This window comes from Streptomyces sp. NPDC054794 (assembly GCF_053611585.1).
On record NZ_JBSHAQ010000004.1, the window covers coordinates 179506 to 197717 of the forward strand.

15 protein-coding genes are annotated in these 18212 nt (G+C 71.5%); 7 read left to right on the forward strand and 8 right to left on the reverse strand.

Features of this window, described 5'->3' with window-relative positions:
* Window positions 1-5: 5 nt before the first annotated feature.
* A complete protein-coding gene (locus ACWGKT_RS05815) occupies window positions 6-506 on the reverse strand; it encodes a patatin-like phospholipase family protein (RefSeq protein ID WP_453272717.1) in 501 nt (166 codons plus the stop codon).
* An 18-nt stretch (window positions 507-524) separates the two neighbouring features.
* Window positions 525-911: a patatin-like phospholipase family protein gene (locus ACWGKT_RS05820; RefSeq protein WP_453272624.1), complete on the reverse strand. Its 387-nt coding sequence runs from the start codon at window positions 909-911 to the stop codon at window positions 525-527.
* A 123-nt stretch (window positions 912-1034) separates the two neighbouring features.
* Between ACWGKT_RS05820 and ACWGKT_RS05825 the strand changes: the two genes are divergently transcribed.
* Entirely contained in the window at window positions 1035-1670 is a 636-nt protein-coding gene (locus ACWGKT_RS05825) for a TetR/AcrR family transcriptional regulator (protein WP_453272625.1), read from the forward strand.
* A gap of 147 nt (window positions 1671-1817) precedes the next feature.
* Window positions 1818-2726, forward strand: a complete 909-nt coding sequence (locus ACWGKT_RS05830) for a hypothetical protein (RefSeq protein ID WP_453272626.1) — start codon at window positions 1818-1820, stop codon at window positions 2724-2726.
* Window positions 2727-2801: 75 nt separating this feature from the next.
* Here the strand turns inward: ACWGKT_RS05830 and ACWGKT_RS05835 are convergent, their stop codons facing one another.
* Both ACWGKT_RS05835 and ACWGKT_RS05840 read right to left on the reverse strand, forming a co-directional pair.
* The gene (locus ACWGKT_RS05835) at window positions 2802-4370 is read right to left on the reverse strand and encodes a cellulose binding domain-containing protein (RefSeq protein ID WP_453272627.1); all 1569 of its coding nucleotides are present in this window, start codon (window positions 4368-4370) and stop codon (window positions 2802-2804) included.
* Between the two features lie 103 nt (window positions 4371-4473).
* A complete protein-coding gene (locus ACWGKT_RS05840; RefSeq protein WP_453272628.1) occupies window positions 4474-4998 on the reverse strand; it encodes a hypothetical protein in 525 nt (174 codons plus the stop codon).
* Between the two features lie 177 nt (window positions 4999-5175).
* Here ACWGKT_RS05840 and ACWGKT_RS05845 point away from each other — a divergent pair, with 177 nt between their 5' ends.
* Window positions 5176-10368, forward strand: a complete 5193-nt coding sequence (locus ACWGKT_RS05845) for a hypothetical protein (protein ID WP_453272629.1) — start codon at window positions 5176-5178, stop codon at window positions 10366-10368.
* Window positions 10369-10418: 50 nt separating this feature from the next.
* Here ACWGKT_RS05845 and ACWGKT_RS05850 read toward each other — a convergent pair whose 3' ends face one another.
* Window positions 10419-10805, reverse strand: a complete 387-nt coding sequence (locus tag ACWGKT_RS05850) for a winged helix-turn-helix transcriptional regulator (protein WP_235458769.1) — start codon at window positions 10803-10805, stop codon at window positions 10419-10421.
* A gap of 103 nt (window positions 10806-10908) precedes the next feature.
* Here ACWGKT_RS05850 and ACWGKT_RS05855 point away from each other — a divergent pair, with 103 nt between their 5' ends.
* Together ACWGKT_RS05855 and ACWGKT_RS05860 are read left to right on the forward strand one after the other, a co-directional pair.
* The gene (locus tag ACWGKT_RS05855; RefSeq protein ID WP_453272630.1) at window positions 10909-11274 is read left to right on the forward strand and encodes a DoxX family protein; all 366 of its coding nucleotides are present in this window, start codon (window positions 10909-10911) and stop codon (window positions 11272-11274) included.
* Between the two features lie 348 nt (window positions 11275-11622).
* Entirely contained in the window at window positions 11623-12990 is a 1368-nt protein-coding gene (locus ACWGKT_RS05860; RefSeq protein WP_453272631.1) for an FAD-dependent oxidoreductase, read from the forward strand.
* On the opposite strand, the gene ACWGKT_RS05865 is transcribed toward ACWGKT_RS05860, so the two are convergent.
* Both ACWGKT_RS05865 and ACWGKT_RS05870 read right to left on the reverse strand, forming a co-directional pair.
* Window positions 12987-13493 carry a GNAT family N-acetyltransferase gene (locus ACWGKT_RS05865; RefSeq protein ID WP_453272632.1) on the reverse strand — a complete coding sequence of 169 codons (507 nt, stop codon included), beginning with the start codon at window positions 13491-13493 and terminating at the stop codon, window positions 12987-12989. The two genes, ACWGKT_RS05860 and ACWGKT_RS05865, sit on opposite strands and share 4 nt — an antisense overlap.
* Window positions 13494-13584: 91 nt before the next feature.
* On the reverse strand, window positions 13585-14475 hold the full coding sequence (locus ACWGKT_RS05870; RefSeq protein ID WP_453272633.1) for a helix-turn-helix transcriptional regulator: 891 nt from the start codon (window positions 14473-14475) through the stop codon (window positions 13585-13587).
* An 89-nt stretch (window positions 14476-14564) separates the two neighbouring features.
* On the opposite strand from ACWGKT_RS05870, the gene ACWGKT_RS05875 reads away from it, so the two are divergent.
* On the forward strand, window positions 14565-15263 hold the full coding sequence (locus ACWGKT_RS05875; RefSeq protein WP_453272634.1) for an SDR family NAD(P)-dependent oxidoreductase: 699 nt from the start codon (window positions 14565-14567) through the stop codon (window positions 15261-15263).
* 238 nt (window positions 15264-15501) lie between these two features.
* On the opposite strand, the gene ACWGKT_RS05880 is transcribed toward ACWGKT_RS05875, so the two are convergent.
* Entirely contained in the window at window positions 15502-16122 is a 621-nt protein-coding gene (locus ACWGKT_RS05880) for a hypothetical protein (RefSeq protein WP_453272635.1), read from the reverse strand.
* Window positions 16123-16283: 161 nt separating this feature from the next.
* On the opposite strand from ACWGKT_RS05880, the gene ACWGKT_RS05885 reads away from it, so the two are divergent.
* Window positions 16284-18212: a maleylacetate reductase and hydroxyquinol 1,2-dioxygenase domain-containing protein gene (locus ACWGKT_RS05885; RefSeq protein WP_453272636.1), complete on the forward strand. Its 1929-nt coding sequence runs from the start codon at window positions 16284-16286 to the stop codon at window positions 18210-18212.

Here is an 18212-nt window from a genome sequence, read left to right on the forward strand (position 1 = left end):
TCGCGTCAGCCGCGAAAGGCCGCGATCCCGCGAGCCGCCCGAGCGCCCAGCCGGGCCCCGGCGAGGTAGGCCTCGCCGACCCGGAGCATGTCCATGAGGCGCTCGCCACCCGCACCGATGGCGAGGAACTCCTCGTCCGGCTCGACGATCGCGATGCGCGCATCCTGGTCGCGCAGTTCGCGCAACACCGCGTTGGTGGTTCGCTGCTGGGCGAGCGCCGCCGGGTGGATCGGGCCGGGATCCTCGGCGGTGAGCGGGAAGCAGGACACCGCGATGACCGTCTCGTGGCCGCGTGCGAGATCGGCGTTGAGCGGATCCCGCAGGCCGCCGTCGATACAGCGACGTCCATCGATGCCGATCACCGGAAACACGAAGGGGACGGAGCAACTGGCAGCGACCGCGCGGGCCAGGGCTACGGACGCATGCTCGTCCCAGACCTGAAGCCTGCCCGAGTCGATGTCCGTCCCCGTGCAGACGAACGCGGGCGGCCATGCGTCGCGGACCAGTTGCTCGAGGAGGGCGACCTAGGCCTCCTCGGGCATGGTCGGCGCGTCGGACGCCGGCCGGCCCAGAGCCCGGTTGCTCTCGCGGGGGTCGTCGGCCGAGGCCACCGCGGCCATGGCGTCGAGCAGTCCCGCGGTCGACTCGGCGTCGGGGCGCGGTGGAATCGGCGCGTCGACCGGTTCGGGGAGCAGGCCGCTCATCGCGGCCGGCTTCTCGACGGCGCCGCCGCCGGTGCCGGTGTCGATGCCGCTCTTGAGCAGCGCGCCCACCGCCGCCCCCGCGGACGTCCCGACGACGAGGTCGGCATCGGCCAGGTCGACGCCCTCGGAACGCAGCCCGGTGAGCAGTCCGATCTCCCAGGCCATGCCGACGGGCCCACCGCCGTCGACTACCAGTGCTGTACTCATCTGTGCCTCCTGTGCCAGGGGGCGCCCCGCAGACGCTGCCGAAGAATCGCAGCTCAGGACCGCTTGGCAGTCACTGTCAAGATGAGGGTGAATGCCAGCCTGTCATTCGGGTACCGTGGGCGCATGACGCGGGAGGCACAGCAGGAACAGCGGGACATCAAGGAGCGCGCCGGAGCCGGATCGGTGTGGGAGCGGTCACGGATGCTGGCCAAGCGGGAGATCCTGGAAACGGCCTTCCGTCTGTTCACCGGCCAGGGATTCGAAGAGACGACGATCGCCCAGATCGCGCGCGAGGCGGGCGTCTCCCAGCGCACCCTGTTCCGCTACTTCGGCACGAAGGAAGACCTCGTGCTCGGTGACCACGCCGAGTACGGCAGGCTCCTGCAGGCCGCCCTGGAATCCCGCCCGGCCGATGAGCGCCCGTGGACGGCGCTGCGGGCGGCCTTCGCGTCACTGGCCGCGTCCCTCCCGTACTCCCCGGAGGACATCCTGAAGATCGCGAGCCTGCTCGACACGTCACCGTCGCTCCGGGCCCGCCAGTTGGAACGACGGCAGCAGTGGACGGACCTGCTCGTGCCGGACATCACCCGCCGTCTCGACGCGCCCTCCGACCCGATGACCCAGGTACGGGCCCAGGCGCTCGTCACCTGCGCCCTGGCCTGCTCCGAGATCGCGGTCGACGCCTGGGGTCGCAGCAACGGCACCGTCGACCTGGAACGGGCCTACGACGCGGCGGTCGCCGCGGTGCGCGCCGAATAGGTGGAATGTAGCCGTCGTGCGCGCATTGGCCGTGGTCTGTTCCGTGGGTGTCTCAGGGGCGTAACCGGGTGAGAGGGCCACGGACGCGGCCCCGTACCTCGTCGCGAAGGCTCCGGGGGCCGGAGCGTACGACGCGAGGAGAGCCCGATGTTCAACAAGCACTTCGGAATGATCGCCGCCACCGCCGCTGCCGGCGTCCTGTTCCTGACCGGTTGCAACGGCGACGGCACGGACGCGGGCGCCGCCGGCACGCACGGCTCGGCCGCCGCCGGGCAGGCCGCCGGAGCCCAGGACCTGAACTTCCTGAGCGGCACCGCGCGGCACAACAAGGCCCGGCCCAGGACCGGGGACTGGGCCAACGGCCCCGGCAAGCCCGCCACGCGACCGGCCGCGAAGAAGTGGGTCCAGCTCAGCGCGGCCAGGGCGGGGAACCTGAACCCCGTCGTGGTCAACGGCGCGGGCTTCACGCTCTACCGCTTCGACAAGGACAGCGCGAACCCGTCGAAGTCCAACTGCAACGGCGACTGCGCCACCACCTGGCCGCCCGTCGTGGTCGCTCCCGGCGGCAAGATCTTCATCGACGGAGTCGACAGGTCGGACGTCGGCGTCGTCAAGCGGGACGACGGCAACCTGCAGGTGACGATCGGCGGTTGGCCGGTCTACCGCTTCAGCAAGGACCTCAAGCCCGGTGACACGAACGGGCAGGGCGTCGGTGGCACCTGGTTCGGCGTGACCCCCGACGGCCACAAGGCGGGCGGCGGGCAGAACGGCGGACAGGTTGGCGGCGACAACGGAAACGGCGGGACGGGGCAGTCCGCCACCAGCGTCACCCTCTCCGACGAGACGAACTTCGGCGACCCGTCCGAGGGCCTCGCCGGATCCGGCTGCCAGAACGTCGCCCGCGACGACAGCGCCTCGTCCCTGCAGGCCTCAGGCTCCCTGAAGATCTGGTCCGAGAAGGACTGCAAGGGCACGTCCAAGGTCGTCAGCGGCGATGTCGCCGACCTGTCCACCATCGGATTCGACAACGCGATCTCGTCGGTCTTCCTCGGCTGATCGCACGGTGACCGCAGGCCGCGACCCCTGGCCGGGGCCGCGGCCTCGCGCGTCGTCCGCTCCTTCAACGGATCGTCAACCTCCGTACGAGGCGAAGATCTTTCCGAACTCGTAGGGCGACTGCGGGATGTTGGTGCACCGGTACAGGGCGCCCGTGCAGGCGTTGCGGTCGCGCGTCGACTCCCAGAAGGCCAGCTCGCCGAGGTGCTTGTCCTTGGCGAAGGCGACCAACTGGCGGGCGTCGGCCTGGTCGTAGATGTGGCCGTCGTCGTTCTGGCCGAGCATGGGCGTCACACCGACCATCGCCCACACCTGGGCGTCCGGCCTGCCCGGGTAGAGCGACTTCAGCTGGGTGAAGGTGCTCTGCGCGGCCTGGACCGCGGCGTCGCCGTAGTCGACGGTGCGGTAGTAGTCCATGGCCATGACGTTCACGACGTCGAGGTCGACCCCGGCGTCGCGGGCCGACTTGACCACGTTGAGACCGTCCGCGGTCAGGCCCTCGGGGAGCACCGGGAGGGTGAGCGAGATCCTCAGTCCCGGATGGGCCTGCTGCAGCCGGGCCAGCGCCTGGGAGCGGCGGGTCACGGAGGCCGGGTCCGCGGTGGCCGAGCCCTCGATGTCGAAGTCCACGTACGTGAGGCCGTAGGCGTTCACGACCGCGTTGTACTCGGTGTAGAGCGAGTCCACCGAGCCGCAGGCCTGGGCCAGTTCGATGCCGGACGCGCCGCCGAAGGAGACCTTGACGTCCCCGCCGCCGGCCCGGATCGCGTCGATCTGGTCCTTGGCCCAGGCGTCACGCGGGTCATAGGCGTTGAACCACATCGCCTTGCAGCCCGAGGCGGTGATGAACGCCATGGTGTAGCTGCTGACCCCGCTCGCGGAGGCCATCTCGGGCATGCTCGGAGTGGGCCAGGCGCCCATGTCGACGTACGGCGCGGTGTGCACACCGCCGCCCGGCTGGGTGCCGCCGGAGGTGGTGGTGCCACTGACCGCCGGGCCGTAGGCGGAGGCGTTGCCCGCCGCGTCCTTGGCCCGGACCCGGAAGGAGTAACTCGTGCTCGCCTGCAGCCCGGTGGCGGTGTACGAGGTTCCCGTGACGGTGACGGGCGTGCCGCCGTCGCGCGAGACCTCGTAGCCCGCGACCGTTCCCGAGTCGTCGGTGGCGGCGGTCCACCGCACGGTCAACGACGAGTTGGTCGCCGAACCGACGGTCACTCCCGCCGGCACGCTGGGCGGTGTGGTGTCACCGCCGCCCGAACCGCCCGTGCAGGGGCCACCGTTGAGCTTGCAGTTCGCGGGGGTGCCCGTACCGCTGGACACCCAGCCGAAGGTGGCGGAGGCACCGGGCGCCAAAGTGCCGTTGTACTCGCGGTTCTTGAAGGTGTAATGGCTACCGCTCTGGGTGAGCAGGGCGTCCCAGTACGAACCGACCGTGGTGCCGCCGGGCAGGTCGAACTCGACCGACCAGCCGGACAGCGTGGAGCTGCCGCCGTTGGTGACGGTGTACGCGCCCTGGTAACCGGTGTCCCAGGCGGACGACTTGGCGAAGGTGGCGGTCGGCGAGCCCGCCGCGGTGGCGGGCGGGGCAAGAACGAGGAGCAGCGCTCCGAGGAACAGAGCGACGAGTGCCGTTGGTCTTCGCATTGCTGCCTCCAGTGGGGGTTGGCCGCCTGAGCGGCGCGCGAGGCCGCGCGGATTGGTCCATACCAAAGCTCTGTCATGTGCATACAGAGTGGCGGGCCGTCCGTCAAGCAGTGGCCAGACCTGGAACCGGCTCGGACGTCAGTCGCTCCAGCCGCTTGATCTTCTTCCGCACGACGTGGAGCGGGATGACTCCGAACACCCCGAAGGACATGTCGATGACGCTCCACCAGAAGGGAATTCCGCGGACCGGTCCGCAGATCAGCGCGAGCGGGATGATTCCGGCGCAGGCGATCATCCCGAACTCGACGACCCAGATGTTGCGTACGGGGTCGCGGTAGGGGCCGTAGAACGCGACCGCGATGACGAGGTGGGCGAAGGCGAGCCAGTCGGTGCCGTAGAGCACGAAGGGGTAGTCGGCGTCGGCGGTGTCCAGTCCTTGCCGCACGTGTGTGATCCAGTCCGTCAGGGCCGGCAGGTGCTTCGGCACGGACAGGACTCGCAGCAGGTCCTCCGTCCAGCGCAGTTCGTGCACCAGCGGGAAGGCGGTGGCGCCGCTCAGTGCCAGACATACGACGAAGAAGGCCAACCAGGTGCGGATGTCCTTGAGGAGGGCGGCTCTGTCGCTCATGGGGAGATCGTACGCCTTGAATTGAACGCGTTCAAAACTGCCTGGACTCCATTCCACCCGTACCTTCGCGACCTTCCGGTGTACGGGAGTTGACGTGCAGGCGTGGCGTGGGCGGCGAAAGGGCCGGGAGGCGGCTGACCGGCGTTTTTCCCCTTCGCCGGTGATTACGTTGGGGCTGTGCGGACACAGGAGCAGGCTGGGGGCAACAGGGCCGAGGGTTCTCGTGGGGCACCCCGCGTCGCGGGGCCGCCCGCCCCAAGTGCGGCTCCCCACGCCCTGCTCGGCTTCCAGCAGGCAGCCGGGAACGCGGCGACCACGCGGGCCTTACGGAGCGGGCAGGAGGGGGTCGCCGGACCCCGCGCCCGACAGCGGCCCTCCGCTCGGCAGCGGCCGGCCGCCCCGCCGCCCGGTGTCGACGAGCGCTCCGAGCGCGGACTCGTCCTGCCGCCCTATCTCCTGGACCTGGAGACGGGCGGCCTGTCCACGGCGTACGGACTGACCGGGCACGAGTTCGTCCGGAACGCGGTGGCCGCGGTCGTCGGACACGGCGACGGCACGGTCGCCGACATCGCCGCCGAACTGGCCGGGCGGCCGGAGACCTTCTTCGGGCAGGGCCGCGCCTTCGCCGTCCAGGGCCGAGACGGCAAGGAGTGGTACGACGTCACGGTCACCGTCTCCCCGGCGCCCGACGACCGGCCGCCGGTGTTCCACCCCAAGGCCGCCCTGAACGATGCGGTGCCGGACCCGAACGGCGCCCCCGCGGCCGAGTTGGACGACGCCGAGGGCAAGGAGACCAAGGTCGACGTCCAGCACAACACCGCGGCCACCGTGAGCGGCACGGCCGGCGGGTCGTCGAGCAAGGGCGTGGGCGGGCTGGCCTTCGGGCTCGCACCCGTGGTGCCGGGACTGTGGCTGGGCGGGGCGGCCATGGGCAACGTGCAGCCCTGGCAGTCCTCGCGGGAGTCCCGTGCCCAGCGGAACGTGGCCGAACCGCGCGTGCTGCGCAGCGACAAGGGCTCCGTCGAGGTGCCGCGCAAGGTGCGTTACGGCGTACGGGTCGGCAAGCACGGCACCGATGGCGAGCAGACCTTCCGCGGCTCGGGCACGCTCACCCAGCGGGTGCCCACCGAGCATCTGATCCCGGCCGGCACCGAACTGCCGCGCGCGCCGCGGCCGGTGCGCGCGGAGACCGCCCGGCGCGTCTCGCTCGCCGACTCCATGGCCCCGGTCGGCGTCGCCGACACCGCGGCACCGCACCAGGGCGGCGGCGGACTCTTCGACGCGGTCTCCTCCGTCCTGCACCCCTCGCTCACCGCACCCGGCGCGCCCGGCCGGGCCCGGCTGTACCAGGCGACGTCCACCACGACCGTCCTGGAGGATCTGCCCCGACTGCTGCGCGACGGCGTCGTCGGCGAGGACCTGCAGGCCAAGGACGGCAGCACGGTGGGCAGTTACCGCATGCACGCCGCCATCACCGGCCTCTCACCCGCCTGGGGCACCGGGAAGACCCAGCTGCGCACCCACCAGCAGACCCAGCACACGGTCACCGAGACCGCGGGCAAGGGGCGCGCCGTCGCGGTCGGCCTCGGTCCGGCGATCGGTGTCGGGGTGTCCGGCAGCGCCGCCGTCGTACGGGGCACCGCCATGCCGGTCGCGGCCGCCCGCAAGGCCCGGTTCACCGTGACCGAGCAGACCGTGTCCAGCCGGCAGGGCGCCGAGGTCCGGGGCGACAAGGTGCTCTACCTCGGCACCGTGCGCTTCACCGTGGAGGGCACCGGCCCCCGCTCGCCCGAGATGATCCTGAATCCGGGCTCGCGCGTCGCCGGGCACTCCATGAACGTGTGGATCAGCCTGCGCGCCGACGAGGCACGGGAGTTCGGGCTGCCGCTGCCGCCCGGGGTGACGGCGGGCGAGTTCATCAAGAAACCGAAGCGGCAGACGGAGGCCGCGGACGGCACCCGGACCGAGGAGGACGTCGAACGCCATCTGCCCTTCGGCGGCGTGGGATCGAGCGTCACGCTCAGCCAACTCGACACCGGGCCCATGGTGAAGGCCGTCCAGGAACTGTTCGCCACCGATCCGCGGCTGGCCGGCTATCTGCCCGGCTTCGGCACCACCCCGCCCTCGGCGCACACCAGCAGGGAGGAGGACGAGGTCCAGCGGCGCAACTACCGCGAGCTGATGGCCGCCCTGTCGGAGACCAACCTCCGCGTCAACAAGGACCAGTTGCTGTCCACCGGCATCCGGGTGCGGCTGCGCCGCAAGACCACCCTGCACGCCCACGACGTCCTGATCAGGGTCAAGGGCGGGCTTCGCGAGACCGGTTACCTCGGCGACACCGACGACTGGCTGGTGCGCAGCCACGTCGGTGTCACCAGCAACCTGCAGAGCGGGCGCAGCAGTTCGCGCTCCGTCGGCGGTCTGGTCCTGGCGCAGGCCCGGCTGGTGCCCGGCGTGCTGACCGGCGCGGCCCGCTACGAGCGCAACAGCACCGGCTCGCACCGCAACCAGGCCGGCCCCACCACCCGTACGGACATCCTCACCAACGGGTCGGAGAAGGCCAGTGCCTTCGGGGCCGCCCTGCGCCTGGACGTGGACGTCACCATGACGTCCCGGCAGCGCAAGCTCGCCCGGAGCCTCACTCCCGGCTCGCCCGGCCAGGACGCAACGAAGTCCCGGCTGATGGCGGGGCTGAACCTGGGTGAGCAGGACGTACGGCTGGTCACCTCGCCGGAGTTCACGCTCGACGCGGACGAGAAGCGGCGGCTCGACGCCGCCGCCCCGCAGGCACCCGTCCCCGGGCGGGCCGTCAACGCCGCGGGCATCGGGGACCTGGTCGGCCTGGCCCCGCAGCCCGCCACCGGGACGGCGCTGCCCGACTGGCAGCTCGTGGAGACCATCGGCGACGGACAGCCGGTACGCGACCTCGCCTTCCGGCTCCTGTCCCGGGCGGCGGCCCGCAACAAGGGCGTACGCGAGGACTCGGCGCTGCAGACGGAGGGACTCGCCCCGCGCCTGGCGATCGAGGAGCGGTTCAGCCCGCAGGCGATCACCGCGTCGCTGCGCCAGGCCGCGTCCGCGGGCTGGGTGGTGAAGAACCTGCGCCATCCGCGGCGCCTGGCCGCGCTGAACGGCGCGGTCGGCACCCGCCTCGCCCTGGCCAACCCGAGGCTGGTGCACGAGGGCGCGGGCCCGGGTACCGAGACCTTCGTGCTGGGCGGCCACCAGGCAGGCGGTCAGCAGGGGCACGGCACCAACAGCACGGTGCAGTTCGGAACCACCGTGTCGGAGAACGGCGCCGAATGGCGCACGGGCCAGGGCCTGTCCACGAGCCGCGCCAAGAGCCAGGGCGCCGCCGAGTCCTTCACCGTGTCCGGCACGGTGGAGCGCAACGCCCACACCCCGAAGAAGGCTCCGCTGTACCTGGTCCGGTGCGACCTGCTGGTCAGCATGGTCGCCGAGGTCAAGGTCACGGGCGGCGGCCCGTACGTGGCGACGGGGGCGCTGACGCTGCCCGCGGCGGCGGGGGTGTGGCTGACGGCGCAGCAGCTGCGGTCGGCGGGGATCGACCTGCCGACGTCGGCACGCAGGGCGCTGAAGCTGGACGAGAACGCGGCAGGAGCCGGAGCGGGGGCTGGTGCCCGGCAGGCGGGTTCCCAGGAGGCGGGCAGCCGGCCCGAGAGCTCCCGGATGGCCGCCGAACGGGCCGCCCGCCAGGGCCGGACCGCCGCGACGGCCGGCGAGACCGCGGGCGGCACGACCTCCTCCGCCGCGCCCACCCGTCCCAGGCCCACCCTCGCCCGAGCCCTCCCGCTCGGCTTCGGCATGATCGAGAACCTGCCGGACTTCACGTTCCTCCTGGAACAGCTCCGCCGGAACCTCACGACCAGTGGCCGCAAGGAGCTCGCCGACGACCTGCTGCCCAGGCAGCAGCTCCGGGACCGCAACGACAACGTGCAGCGGCTGCTGCGCGTCCTGGACCGGGACGGCAGCGCCGGTCTGCTGTCGAGCGCCATGGACGGCGGGGTCACCGTCGAACTGTTCGACGGGCGCAAGACGCCGTACTGGGCGGTGTTCAAGGTCAGCCGCGCGGCCGAGGGCGTCTTCGACAGCGAGGCGGACGACGGCCGCGACATGGAGTACATCACCTCGGCGGTCGCCCAGCAGGCCACCTCGCGGGACGAGGGCGTGACGACCGGCATGGAGGGCATCCTCGCCGGATCCGGCAAACCCGACGGCGGAGCCGGGCAGTTGAAGAGCACGGGCGCGGCGGCGGGGCTCGGTGGCGCTTCGGGCGACTCGCGGCGCCAAGGTGCCGTCGCGCGAGGTCAGCTCGGCATGAAGACGGTCGCGGAGGCCAAGACAGCGAAGTCGGTGAAGATGAACGTACCGATCACGGCGAGCCTCGAACTCCACCGGGGAGACCACCGGTTGGGCCTGGCCTCCACGGGCCGTACGTCATTCACCCACCGCATCCTGGAGAACGACCTCAAGGCCCTCCGCCGTGTCGGTGCTCCCCGCAGGAACGCGGTCCGGCCCGCGCTCGGCCCGCAGGACGCCGCGCCGGCGGGGCTCGGCACCTGGCGGGCGGGCGGTGTGCGACTGCCGATGGAGGCGCAGGTCAATGGCTTCCAAGGGGCACCGCAGGTGCGGGAGTTGGTCACCTCGGCCGTACGGTCGGCCGGCGGTGGCGACCGGTTCAAGGACAAGGGGCAGGCCGCCGCGTACACCCTGAACGAGGCCGTCTCCACCGAGTGGCTGATCGCCGCGCTGCCGCTGCTGACCTCCGCCGGAGTGGATCTGCCGCCGGTGCACGCGAGCGGCGTCGAGGGCCAGGACCTGCGCGCGTCCCTGCACGCACGGCTGCGCGCCGGGCGGGTGCTGGGCGTCGGCGACAAGATGACCTTCGAGACCGTGGGCCAGAGTCACCTGCAGGCGCCCCGCCCCACCCAGACGGACGGCCAGAGCTCCGCCGAGCACGGCAGGTCGGCACGGGGTCTGTTCGGCGCCGGTGTGCTGAACGCCGACGAGTTCCGCCTCAACCAGCTGATGGGCAACGCGGGCGGCTCGGGCGGCACGACCGACACCGCGGTGAACGCGTCCGGCCCGATGCCGCTGCACAAGCCCAAGTTCGAGTCGGTCCTCGTCCAGTTCACGCTGGACGTGCGCGTGGTGGCCCGGGTGACCAACCGCGTGCGCTCCGGCCGTACTTCCACGACCGTACGAGAACTCACGCTGCCGACGCCGGTGGTGATCCGCATGCCCGCGCCCGTGGTCCGCCGCATGCTGGCGACGCAGGGAGACCAACTCCGGGACCCCGCCGACCGCCTGGGCCTCCAGGCGACGGCTACCCCGCCGCCGAACCGATAGGGCGCCCGGACCCGTGCCCGGCGGCGGTGTGCCCGAGCGCGGGCGCCGCGTCACTCCTGCTGGGTTTCGTAGGCGGCCCTGCTGGCCTGGATCTCCGCGATGTGTTCGATGGCCCAGCCCGCGAGCGCCAGGGCGGGCGGGATGAGGCTCCTGCCCATGGGGGTGAGAGCGTACTCGACGCGCGGCGGCACCTCCGCGTACGCGGTTCGGGAGACCAGACCGTCCCGTTCGAGGTTCCGCAGGGTCAGGGTGAGCATGCGCTGCGAGATGCCGGGGACGTGCCTGTGCAACTCGGTGAAGCGCATGCTGCCCTCTTCGAGCGTGGACACGATCAACAGCGTCCACTTGTCGCAGATCCGGTCCAGGATCGCGCGGATCGCCCGGCCGCCGTCTCCCCGGATCATGCAGGTGTGCTCGTACTGCGGCGCCTGCGCCATGACAGCTCCTTGTGCGTAACGCACATCGATGTGCCTTTTGTATGCCTTCCGATAGTGACTCATGATGAGGCAACTTACGGTTCGTAACTGAAGCGAGGTCCTCATGCATGTCGCGTACTGGATCGTTGCCGGACTGCTGGCGCTGTTCTACGCCTATGCGGGAGGCAAGAAGATCCTTCAGACCCAGGAGCGGCTGCGGCCCATGATGGGCTGGGTCGACACCGTGCCCATGCCGCTCGTCAGGGCGATAGGCACCCTGGAGGTTCTCGGCGCGCTCGGCCTCCTCCTCCCGCCCCTGACCGGCATCGCGGTCCCCCTCGCCGTCGCGGCGGCGATCGGCCTCGTCCTGATCCAGATCGGCGGCATGACGCTGCACCTGTCCCGAGGCGAAGTACGCGAGATCGGGCTCAACATCACCCTGCTGACACTGGCGACGGTGGCCGCATGGCTGGCAACCGCCTGGCTCTGACTCCGGTTAGAGGCCCGCCCGCGGTGGCGGACGGCCGGAATGATCGTCGCGGCCACCGTGTACGGCATCACAATGCGCCATTCCGACACGGAGCGCACGGCGCGGGCGTCGGCATGAGCCCCCACGGTGTCGTCCCTACGAAGGCGCGGTGAGGGCGACACCCAACTCCTCGCCCAGACCGTAGTGATCGCGCCGTCCGCCGCCGAACTCGCCGTCCGGGTCGACACGTTCTGGGATCATGGCCGCGCAGTGCGCTCCTCGGGTGCCTCCCGAGCCCCCGTGTCGGGTCCTTCGGCCGGTTCGTTGACCTGCGTGGACGCCCTGTTCCGACCACGCGTGGGAGACGACATGACCGCAGATCGCCCTTGGGACAAGGCCGTTGTCATCGGCGCCAGCTACGCGGGACTGGTGACCGCGCGGGTGCTGGCCGACCATTTCGGCGAGGTCGTCCTCGTGGAACGTGATCCCGTCGACGAGGACACCGGAGCACACCCGGGCGCTCCGCAGGGGTACCATGCGCACGCGCTGCTGGCCAAGGGAGGGGAGATCCTGGAGCGGTTGTTCCCGGGGCTGCGCGAGGAGTTGAGGGCAGCGGGGGCGCCGGTCTTCGACTACGGCGAGGGCATCGACTTCCTGCTGCCCGCCGGGCTCGCCCCCCGCCAGCACACGGGCATCCCGGTCCAGTCCTTCACCCGGGACGAGCTGGAACGCCGGCTGCGCCGCAAGGTGCTCGCCCTCCCCGAGGTCACCCTGATGCCGTCCACCTCGTGCACCGGTCTGACCCGGGATTCCTGGGGCCGGGTCAGCGGGGTGACGTGCGAACCCCGGGACGCCGCCGAACCCGTCGAGCTGTCCGCCGACCTGGTCGTCGACGCCTCCGGGCGGTCCAGTTCCCTGACGGACTGGCTGGGGGCGATGGGGATCGCCGTACCGCCCAAGAGGACCGTGAAGGCGAAGGTCACGTACACCTCCATGATCTTCGACCGTCCCGAAGAGAAGCACGACGGCCACCCGGACTTCTACGTCGCCTACCAGATGCCGTTCGCACCCAGCGTGTCCCGGGCCGGGGTCCTGCTCGCCGTCGAGCGCAACCGGTGGACGTGCTCGCTGTGCGGGTTCCACGACCAGCCGCCGACCGACGACAAGGGCTACCTGGCATTCGCCGAGTCCCTCAAGAACCCGCATCTGGCCCAGCAGATCGCCCGGCGCACCGTCCAGGAACCCACCTACCGCTACACCAACGTCGACAACCAGTGGCGGCCCTACCACGCCGTCAAACACTGGCCGGACCGGCTCGTCGCCGTCGGCGACGCCGTGTGCGTCTTCAACCCCGTCTACGGCCAAGGCCTCACGGTCGCCGCGATGGAGGCGGAACTGCTGCAGGGCATGCTGGCCCGCGCCGGCGCGTCCGCTCGACTGGACGGCCTCGCGCGCGACTTCCAGAAGAAGCTGGGCCGCCTGCTGATGGGCCCCTGGACGCTGTCCACCAACTCCGACCTGATGTGGACCCCGTCCGGCCAACCCCTCGCCGCGCGCTTCGCCCATTGGTACAACACACGCCTCTTCCGCGTGGCGGTGAAGGACGCGGCCGTATGGGCGAGGTTCGCCCGCGTGATCAACATGGTGGCCTCACCGGCCCTGCTGTTCCACCCGGCGGTGGCCCTGAAGGTGCTGACGGCGCGGGCGGCCGGGTCCCTCGACGCGGAAACCTCCTAGACGTTCCGCTGGAGTGCCAGGTCGCGCTGATACCAGGTGCCCGGCTTGCCGCCGACGTCGGCCGGATCGGTCGGACCGACCGCTACGAACCCGGCCTTGGCCAGCACCCTCTGGGACGCGGCATTCTCGCGGGCCGTGCCCGCCCTGAGCGTGCGCAGCCCGTAGCGCTGCGCCGCCAGCCGGCACAGCTCCCGGACGGTCGCGGTCGCCACGCCGTGTCCGGCGACGTGCTGCGCGACCCGGTAGCCGAGTTCCGCGGTGGCGTCCTCGATGTCGACCAGGTTGAACCGGCCGAGCACCGAGCCGTCCTCGGCGACGAGCACATGGAAGGCACAGATGCCCGCCTCCTGCTCGGCCAGCAGGGCGTCGTACCGGTCGGTGAACCGGTCGAAGTAGTCGTCGCCGCGGTCGGAGACCGAGGCGGCGAAGTAGGCGCGGTTCGCCAGCTCGAACGCCAGGACCGCCGGGGCATGGCCGGCACACAGCCGTTTCAGCTCGGGCACTGCCCGACCCTACCCGGACGGCGCGTGGAGCCCATCCGGGTTTCCGCCGGTCAGTATGGAGCCGACCCAGGTCGATGGGCGGTCCGTACGGTCAGAAGGTGGGCGCGTGTGTGCCGTCGAGGTCGGCAGTCATCGCGCGCCTCAACTTGGCCGCGTTCGCGCTGCCGGGCAATGCGCTCAAGATGACGATCTTGAGCTCGGACTCGCCGTCGGTCAGGACGTCGCAGTCCACTTCCACGAGCCCGACCTCGGGATGCTCGACCGCCTTGTGGTCCTCGCGGTGGGCGGCCACCGTGCCGCTCGCCCAGAGACGGGCGAATGTCTTATTGCCCGCGGTGAGATCCCGGATCAGCTCGGCCAGCCGTGCGTCATGGGGGAAGCGGCCGCTGGCGCGGCGCAGGTCGGACACGACGGCGAGGTCCGAGGCCTCGCTGTTCTCCGTGAACACCGGCCAGGAGGCGATGCGTACGGCGTCGGAGTCGTCCGGGCCGACCGGGAACCTCTCGCGGGCGAAGTTGCGCGGCTGCGGCGGCGAGGTCGACGGGTCGCCGAGCAGCGCCGCCCACCCTGGGTTCCACCAGATCATCTGCCAGTCCGCGGCGAACACGGCGACCGCGACGTCGCCGAGCCGGTTCAGTACGCGGTGAACGCCCGGCGGCAGGTGATCGGGGATCGGGGCGTCGTTCGGGGGGACCAGCCCGGCCATGCGGTAGAGGTGGTCACGCTCGGTGGTGGTCAGTCGCAGGGCGCCCGCAAGGGAGGCGACGACCTGGGCCGACGGCGCCGTGGCCCGCCCCTGCTCCAGGCGCACCACGTAGTCGACCGACACCCCGGCCCGCTCGGCGAGTTCCTCGCGGCGCAGGCCGGTCGTGCGGCGTGTCCGGCCCGTCGGCAACCCCAGATCGGACGGGGACAACCGCTCCCGCCAGGCTCGGATCGTCGCGCCCAGCCCCACTCCCTTTTCCGGTGCCATGCCGTCCATGCTGCCCCATCCCCCTCGATGGTGGTACTGCCGTTCCTACGGTCGAAGCGTCCCTGGCAGGCCGTGCGGCGCAGGCGGACGATCGACGCATGACCACCATCTTCATCACCGGAGCCAACAAGGGTCTCGGCCACGAGACCGCCCGCCGCCTCATCGAGCTCGGTCACACCGTGATCGTGGGCGCCCGCGATCCGGAACGCGGCGCCGCGGCCGCCGCCACGCTGGGCGCGCGATTCGTCCGCATCGATGTCACCGATGACGCCTCCGTCGCCGCCGCGGCGAGCGACGTCGCGTCCCACGAACGCGTTGTCGACGTCCTGATCAACAACGCCGGCGTCCATGGTCCGCACGGCGATCCCGGCGACCTGACCGGTGCGGACGCACTCGGCGTCTTCGACGTCAACCTCTTCGGCGTGGTCCGGACGACCACCGCCTTCCTGCCACTGCTGCGCCGGTCGCCGGACCCGGTCATCATCAACGTCAGCAGCGGAATGGGGTCGCTGGCCTTCACCCACGACCCGACGCGGGCCGAGTCCTCCTTCGTCTCACCGCTCTACACCGCCTCGAAGGCGGCCCTCACCATGCTCACCACTCAATACGCCAAGGGGCTCAAGGACATTCGCGTCAACGCCGCCGACCCGGGCTACACGGCAACCGATCTCAACGGCCACAGTGGCCCCCAGAGCGTCACCGAGGGCACCGACGCGGTGGTCCGCCTCGCCACCGAAGGACCCGGCGCCGGCTCAGGACGCTTCATCGACCGCAACGGCCCGATCGACTGGTCCTGAGCCGGGCACACGACCGGAGCGCTCAGCGGTAGCACGTAGGTGACGCCCGGGTGCCAGGGACGGGCGATCCCGGCGAAGCCGCCGTTGGACAGCGGCACCCCGGCGGCGCGGGCAGCTCCGGCGCCCGCGAACATCTGCAGCCCGGACCCGTGGGCGACGGTGGGCCCGACCTCGGCCGCGTCGGAGTCGGGGCGCATGCCGAGGACCGGGCCTGCCGGCGCAACAGCAACCCGCCCGGTCAGCGGCGCCGCCACCCCCACCACTTCCCCCGCCCCGCCGGAGTCACCCGGTCCCGCGGGTATCCCGTGTGGGTCAGGAACGCCTCGATCACCGACTCCGCCGGCCGGTGCGGCACAACCGTCTTCAGCAGCGCGTCGTATCCGTCCGGCAACGGCGGTGCCATCAGGGCGACTTCGTCACCGGACCGGAGCCGCAACACCACGGCCCGCGTCCCGTCCGCGTCCCCCGGTACGGCACGCAGACGTGCGTGCAGCACGTCCTGCGAGGGCGCGTCCAGCCGTACGCGCGCCAGCAGCACGCCGTCCTTGAACTCCTCCCAGCGGCCGAACCCGAGTGGCCGCAGCGGTGGCTCCTGCCACGGGCGCAGCGCGTCCAGGTGTTCCAGCAGTCGCCGCAGGAAGTCGCGGATCGCCGGTTCGCCATGGGGCTGCCAGGACAGGTCGTCCTCCCAGGCCTCCGCGGCGAGCGCGGCCGCGATCCCCTCGTACTCCTGCTCGGTGGTGAGGTCGTAGAAGGGCTGCTCCAGGATCATCCGGGCGATCCGCTCGACCTCCTCGTCGCCCAGCTCCTTGCTGAACTGCAGGCAGTAAAGGATCGCGACGACCACCCCGAGACGCATGCGCACAGTATGACCGCGCCACAGCGCTGCCGGAGCGACGGGGGAGCATGCGTCTTTCGTGCAGACAAACGCACCGTTCGTGCAGGAGTCCGCCCGCCCACCGGCGCACACTCGGATGTCAACCAGGCCGTATTTCGACCGACATGCGGAGGCCGAGCTCCATGCGGACATTCGTCTACACAGCCCATCCCTCGCGGGTGGTCTTCGGTTCCGGCACAGCCGACCGACTGCCCGACGAGGTGAGGCGGCTCGGCGGCTCCCGAGTGCTGCTGCTGTCCAGCCCACCGCTCGCCCAGGCCTCCGGAAGGGTCCGCGAGGCGCTCGGCGCTCTGGTCGCGGCGGAATTCGACGGGGCCGTCATGCACACGCCGGTGGACGTGACCGAGCGGGCACTGTCCGTACTGCGAGAGGCGGACGCCGACTGCCTCGTGGCCGTCGGCGGCGGTTCCACGACCGGCCTGTCCAAGGCGCTGGCACTGCGCACGGGCCTGCCGCAGGTGATCGTGCCGACCACGTACGCGGGCTCCGAGGTGACCCCGGTCCTCGGCGAGACACGGGACGGACGCAAGATCACGCAGTCCTCGCCCGCGATCCTGCCCGAGGCCGTCGTCTATGACGTCGACTTCACGCTCTCCCTGCCCCCCGCGATGTCGCTGACCAGCGGCATCAACGCCCTCGCGCACGCCGTGGAGGCGCTGTACTCCGCCGACGCCAACCCCGTCACCGACGGGCTGGCCCTCGACGCGATCTCCCGTATCGCGCGGGCCCTGCCCCGCCTCGCCGCCGACCCGGCCGACCGGGACACCCGGGCCGACCTGCTGCACGCGGCCTGGCTCGCCGGTACCTGCCTCGCCACGGTCGGTATGGGACTGCACCACAAGCTGTGCCACACCCTCGGCGGCAGCTTCGACCTGCCGCACGCCGAGACGCACACCGTCGTCCTGCCGCACGCCATGGCCTACAACGCGCCCGCCGTGCCCGAGGTGATGCGCCGCATCGCCGACGCCCTGGGCGTGGCCGACGCCCCCGGCGGCGTCCACGACCTGGTCGCCTCCCTGGGCGGGCCCACCTCGCTGCGCGACCTCGGCATGCCCGAGTCGGGCCTGGCCCGCGCGGCCGAGCTGGCCACCGCCACGCCGTACCCGAACCCGCGCGAGCTGACCACCGAGGGCATCGCGGACCTGCTGACCGGCGCCTGGCACGGACGCCGACCCGAGGGACCGGCCACCACGCGGACCAAGCTGGCCCGCCTCACCGAACAGGTGGTGGCCAGCTTCGCCCAGGCACCCGACCCCCGCGTGGGGACCCTGCTGAGCGATCTCGTCCGGCATCTGCACACGTTCGTCGCCACCAACGACGTCACGGACGACGAATGGCAGTACGCCATCGACTTCCTCACGCGCGCCGGGGAGATCACCGGACCGACCCGCCAGGAGTTCGTGCTGCTGTCGGACACCCTCGGCGTCTCCAGCGCCGTGGACCTGCTGACCAACTCCCGTACACCCACCACCACTCCGTCCGCGGTGCTCGGCCCGTTCTACGTGGCGGGCCCGCCCGAGGCCGCGCACGGCAGCGACATCGCCGCAGGGCTGCCCGGCACCCCGCTCTGGGCGGACGTACGGGTCACCGACACCGACGGCAAGCCGGTCAAGGACGCGGTCGTGGACGTCTGGCAGTCCAACAAGGACGGCTTCTACGACGTCCAACTCCCCGATCTCGACGGGCCGGTGCTGCGCGCCCGGCTGCGCACCGACGCCGACGGACGCCTCACGTTCTGGTCCATCCTGCCCTCGCCGTACCCGATCCCCGAGGACGGGCCGGTCGGGCGGATGCTGGCCGGAGCCGGCCGCCACCCCTACCGGGCGCCCCACCTCCACTTCATGATCGACGCGCCCGGCCACCGTCGGCTCGTCACGCAGCTGTTCGTGGCGGGCGCCGACTATCTGGACAGCGACACCGTCTTCGGCGTCAAGGACGAACTCGTCGTCGACTTCACGCCGCACACCGGCCCCACCCCCGACGGCCGCACGGTCGAGGGGGAGTGGCGCCGCCTCGACTACACCTTCCGCATCGCCCCCCTGGCCGACTGA

What these genes read in the sequence shown, in the direction of transcription:
- ACWGKT_RS05820 (WP_453272624.1), bottom strand. Translation starts at nt 911, where the DNA reads ATGAGTACAGCACTGGTAGTCGACGGCGGTGGGCCCGTCGGCATGGCC.
- ACWGKT_RS05825 (WP_453272625.1), top strand. Translation starts at nt 1,035, where the DNA reads ATGACGCGGGAGGCACAGCAGGAACAGCGGGACATCAAGGAGCGCGCC.
- ACWGKT_RS05830 (WP_453272626.1), top strand. Translation starts at nt 1,818, where the DNA reads ATGTTCAACAAGCACTTCGGAATGATCGCCGCCACCGCCGCTGCCGGC.
- ACWGKT_RS05835 (WP_453272627.1), bottom strand. Translation starts at nt 4,370, where the DNA reads ATGCGAAGACCAACGGCACTCGTCGCTCTGTTCCTCGGAGCGCTGCTC.
- ACWGKT_RS05840 (WP_453272628.1), bottom strand. Translation starts at nt 4,998, where the DNA reads ATGAGCGACAGAGCCGCCCTCCTCAAGGACATCCGCACCTGGTTGGCC.
- ACWGKT_RS05850 (WP_235458769.1), bottom strand. Translation starts at nt 10,805, where the DNA reads ATGGCGCAGGCGCCGCAGTACGAGCACACCTGCATGATCCGGGGAGAC.
- ACWGKT_RS05855 (WP_453272630.1), top strand. Translation starts at nt 10,909, where the DNA reads ATGCATGTCGCGTACTGGATCGTTGCCGGACTGCTGGCGCTGTTCTAC.
- ACWGKT_RS05860 (WP_453272631.1), top strand. Translation starts at nt 11,623, where the DNA reads ATGACCGCAGATCGCCCTTGGGACAAGGCCGTTGTCATCGGCGCCAGC.
- ACWGKT_RS05870 (WP_453272633.1), bottom strand. Translation starts at nt 14,475, where the DNA reads ATGGACGGCATGGCACCGGAAAAGGGAGTGGGGCTGGGCGCGACGATC.
- ACWGKT_RS05875 (WP_453272634.1), top strand. Translation starts at nt 14,565, where the DNA reads ATGACCACCATCTTCATCACCGGAGCCAACAAGGGTCTCGGCCACGAG.
- ACWGKT_RS05880 (WP_453272635.1), bottom strand. Translation starts at nt 16,122, where the DNA reads ATGCGTCTCGGGGTGGTCGTCGCGATCCTTTACTGCCTGCAGTTCAGC.
- ACWGKT_RS05885 (WP_453272636.1), top strand. Translation starts at nt 16,284, where the DNA reads ATGCGGACATTCGTCTACACAGCCCATCCCTCGCGGGTGGTCTTCGGT.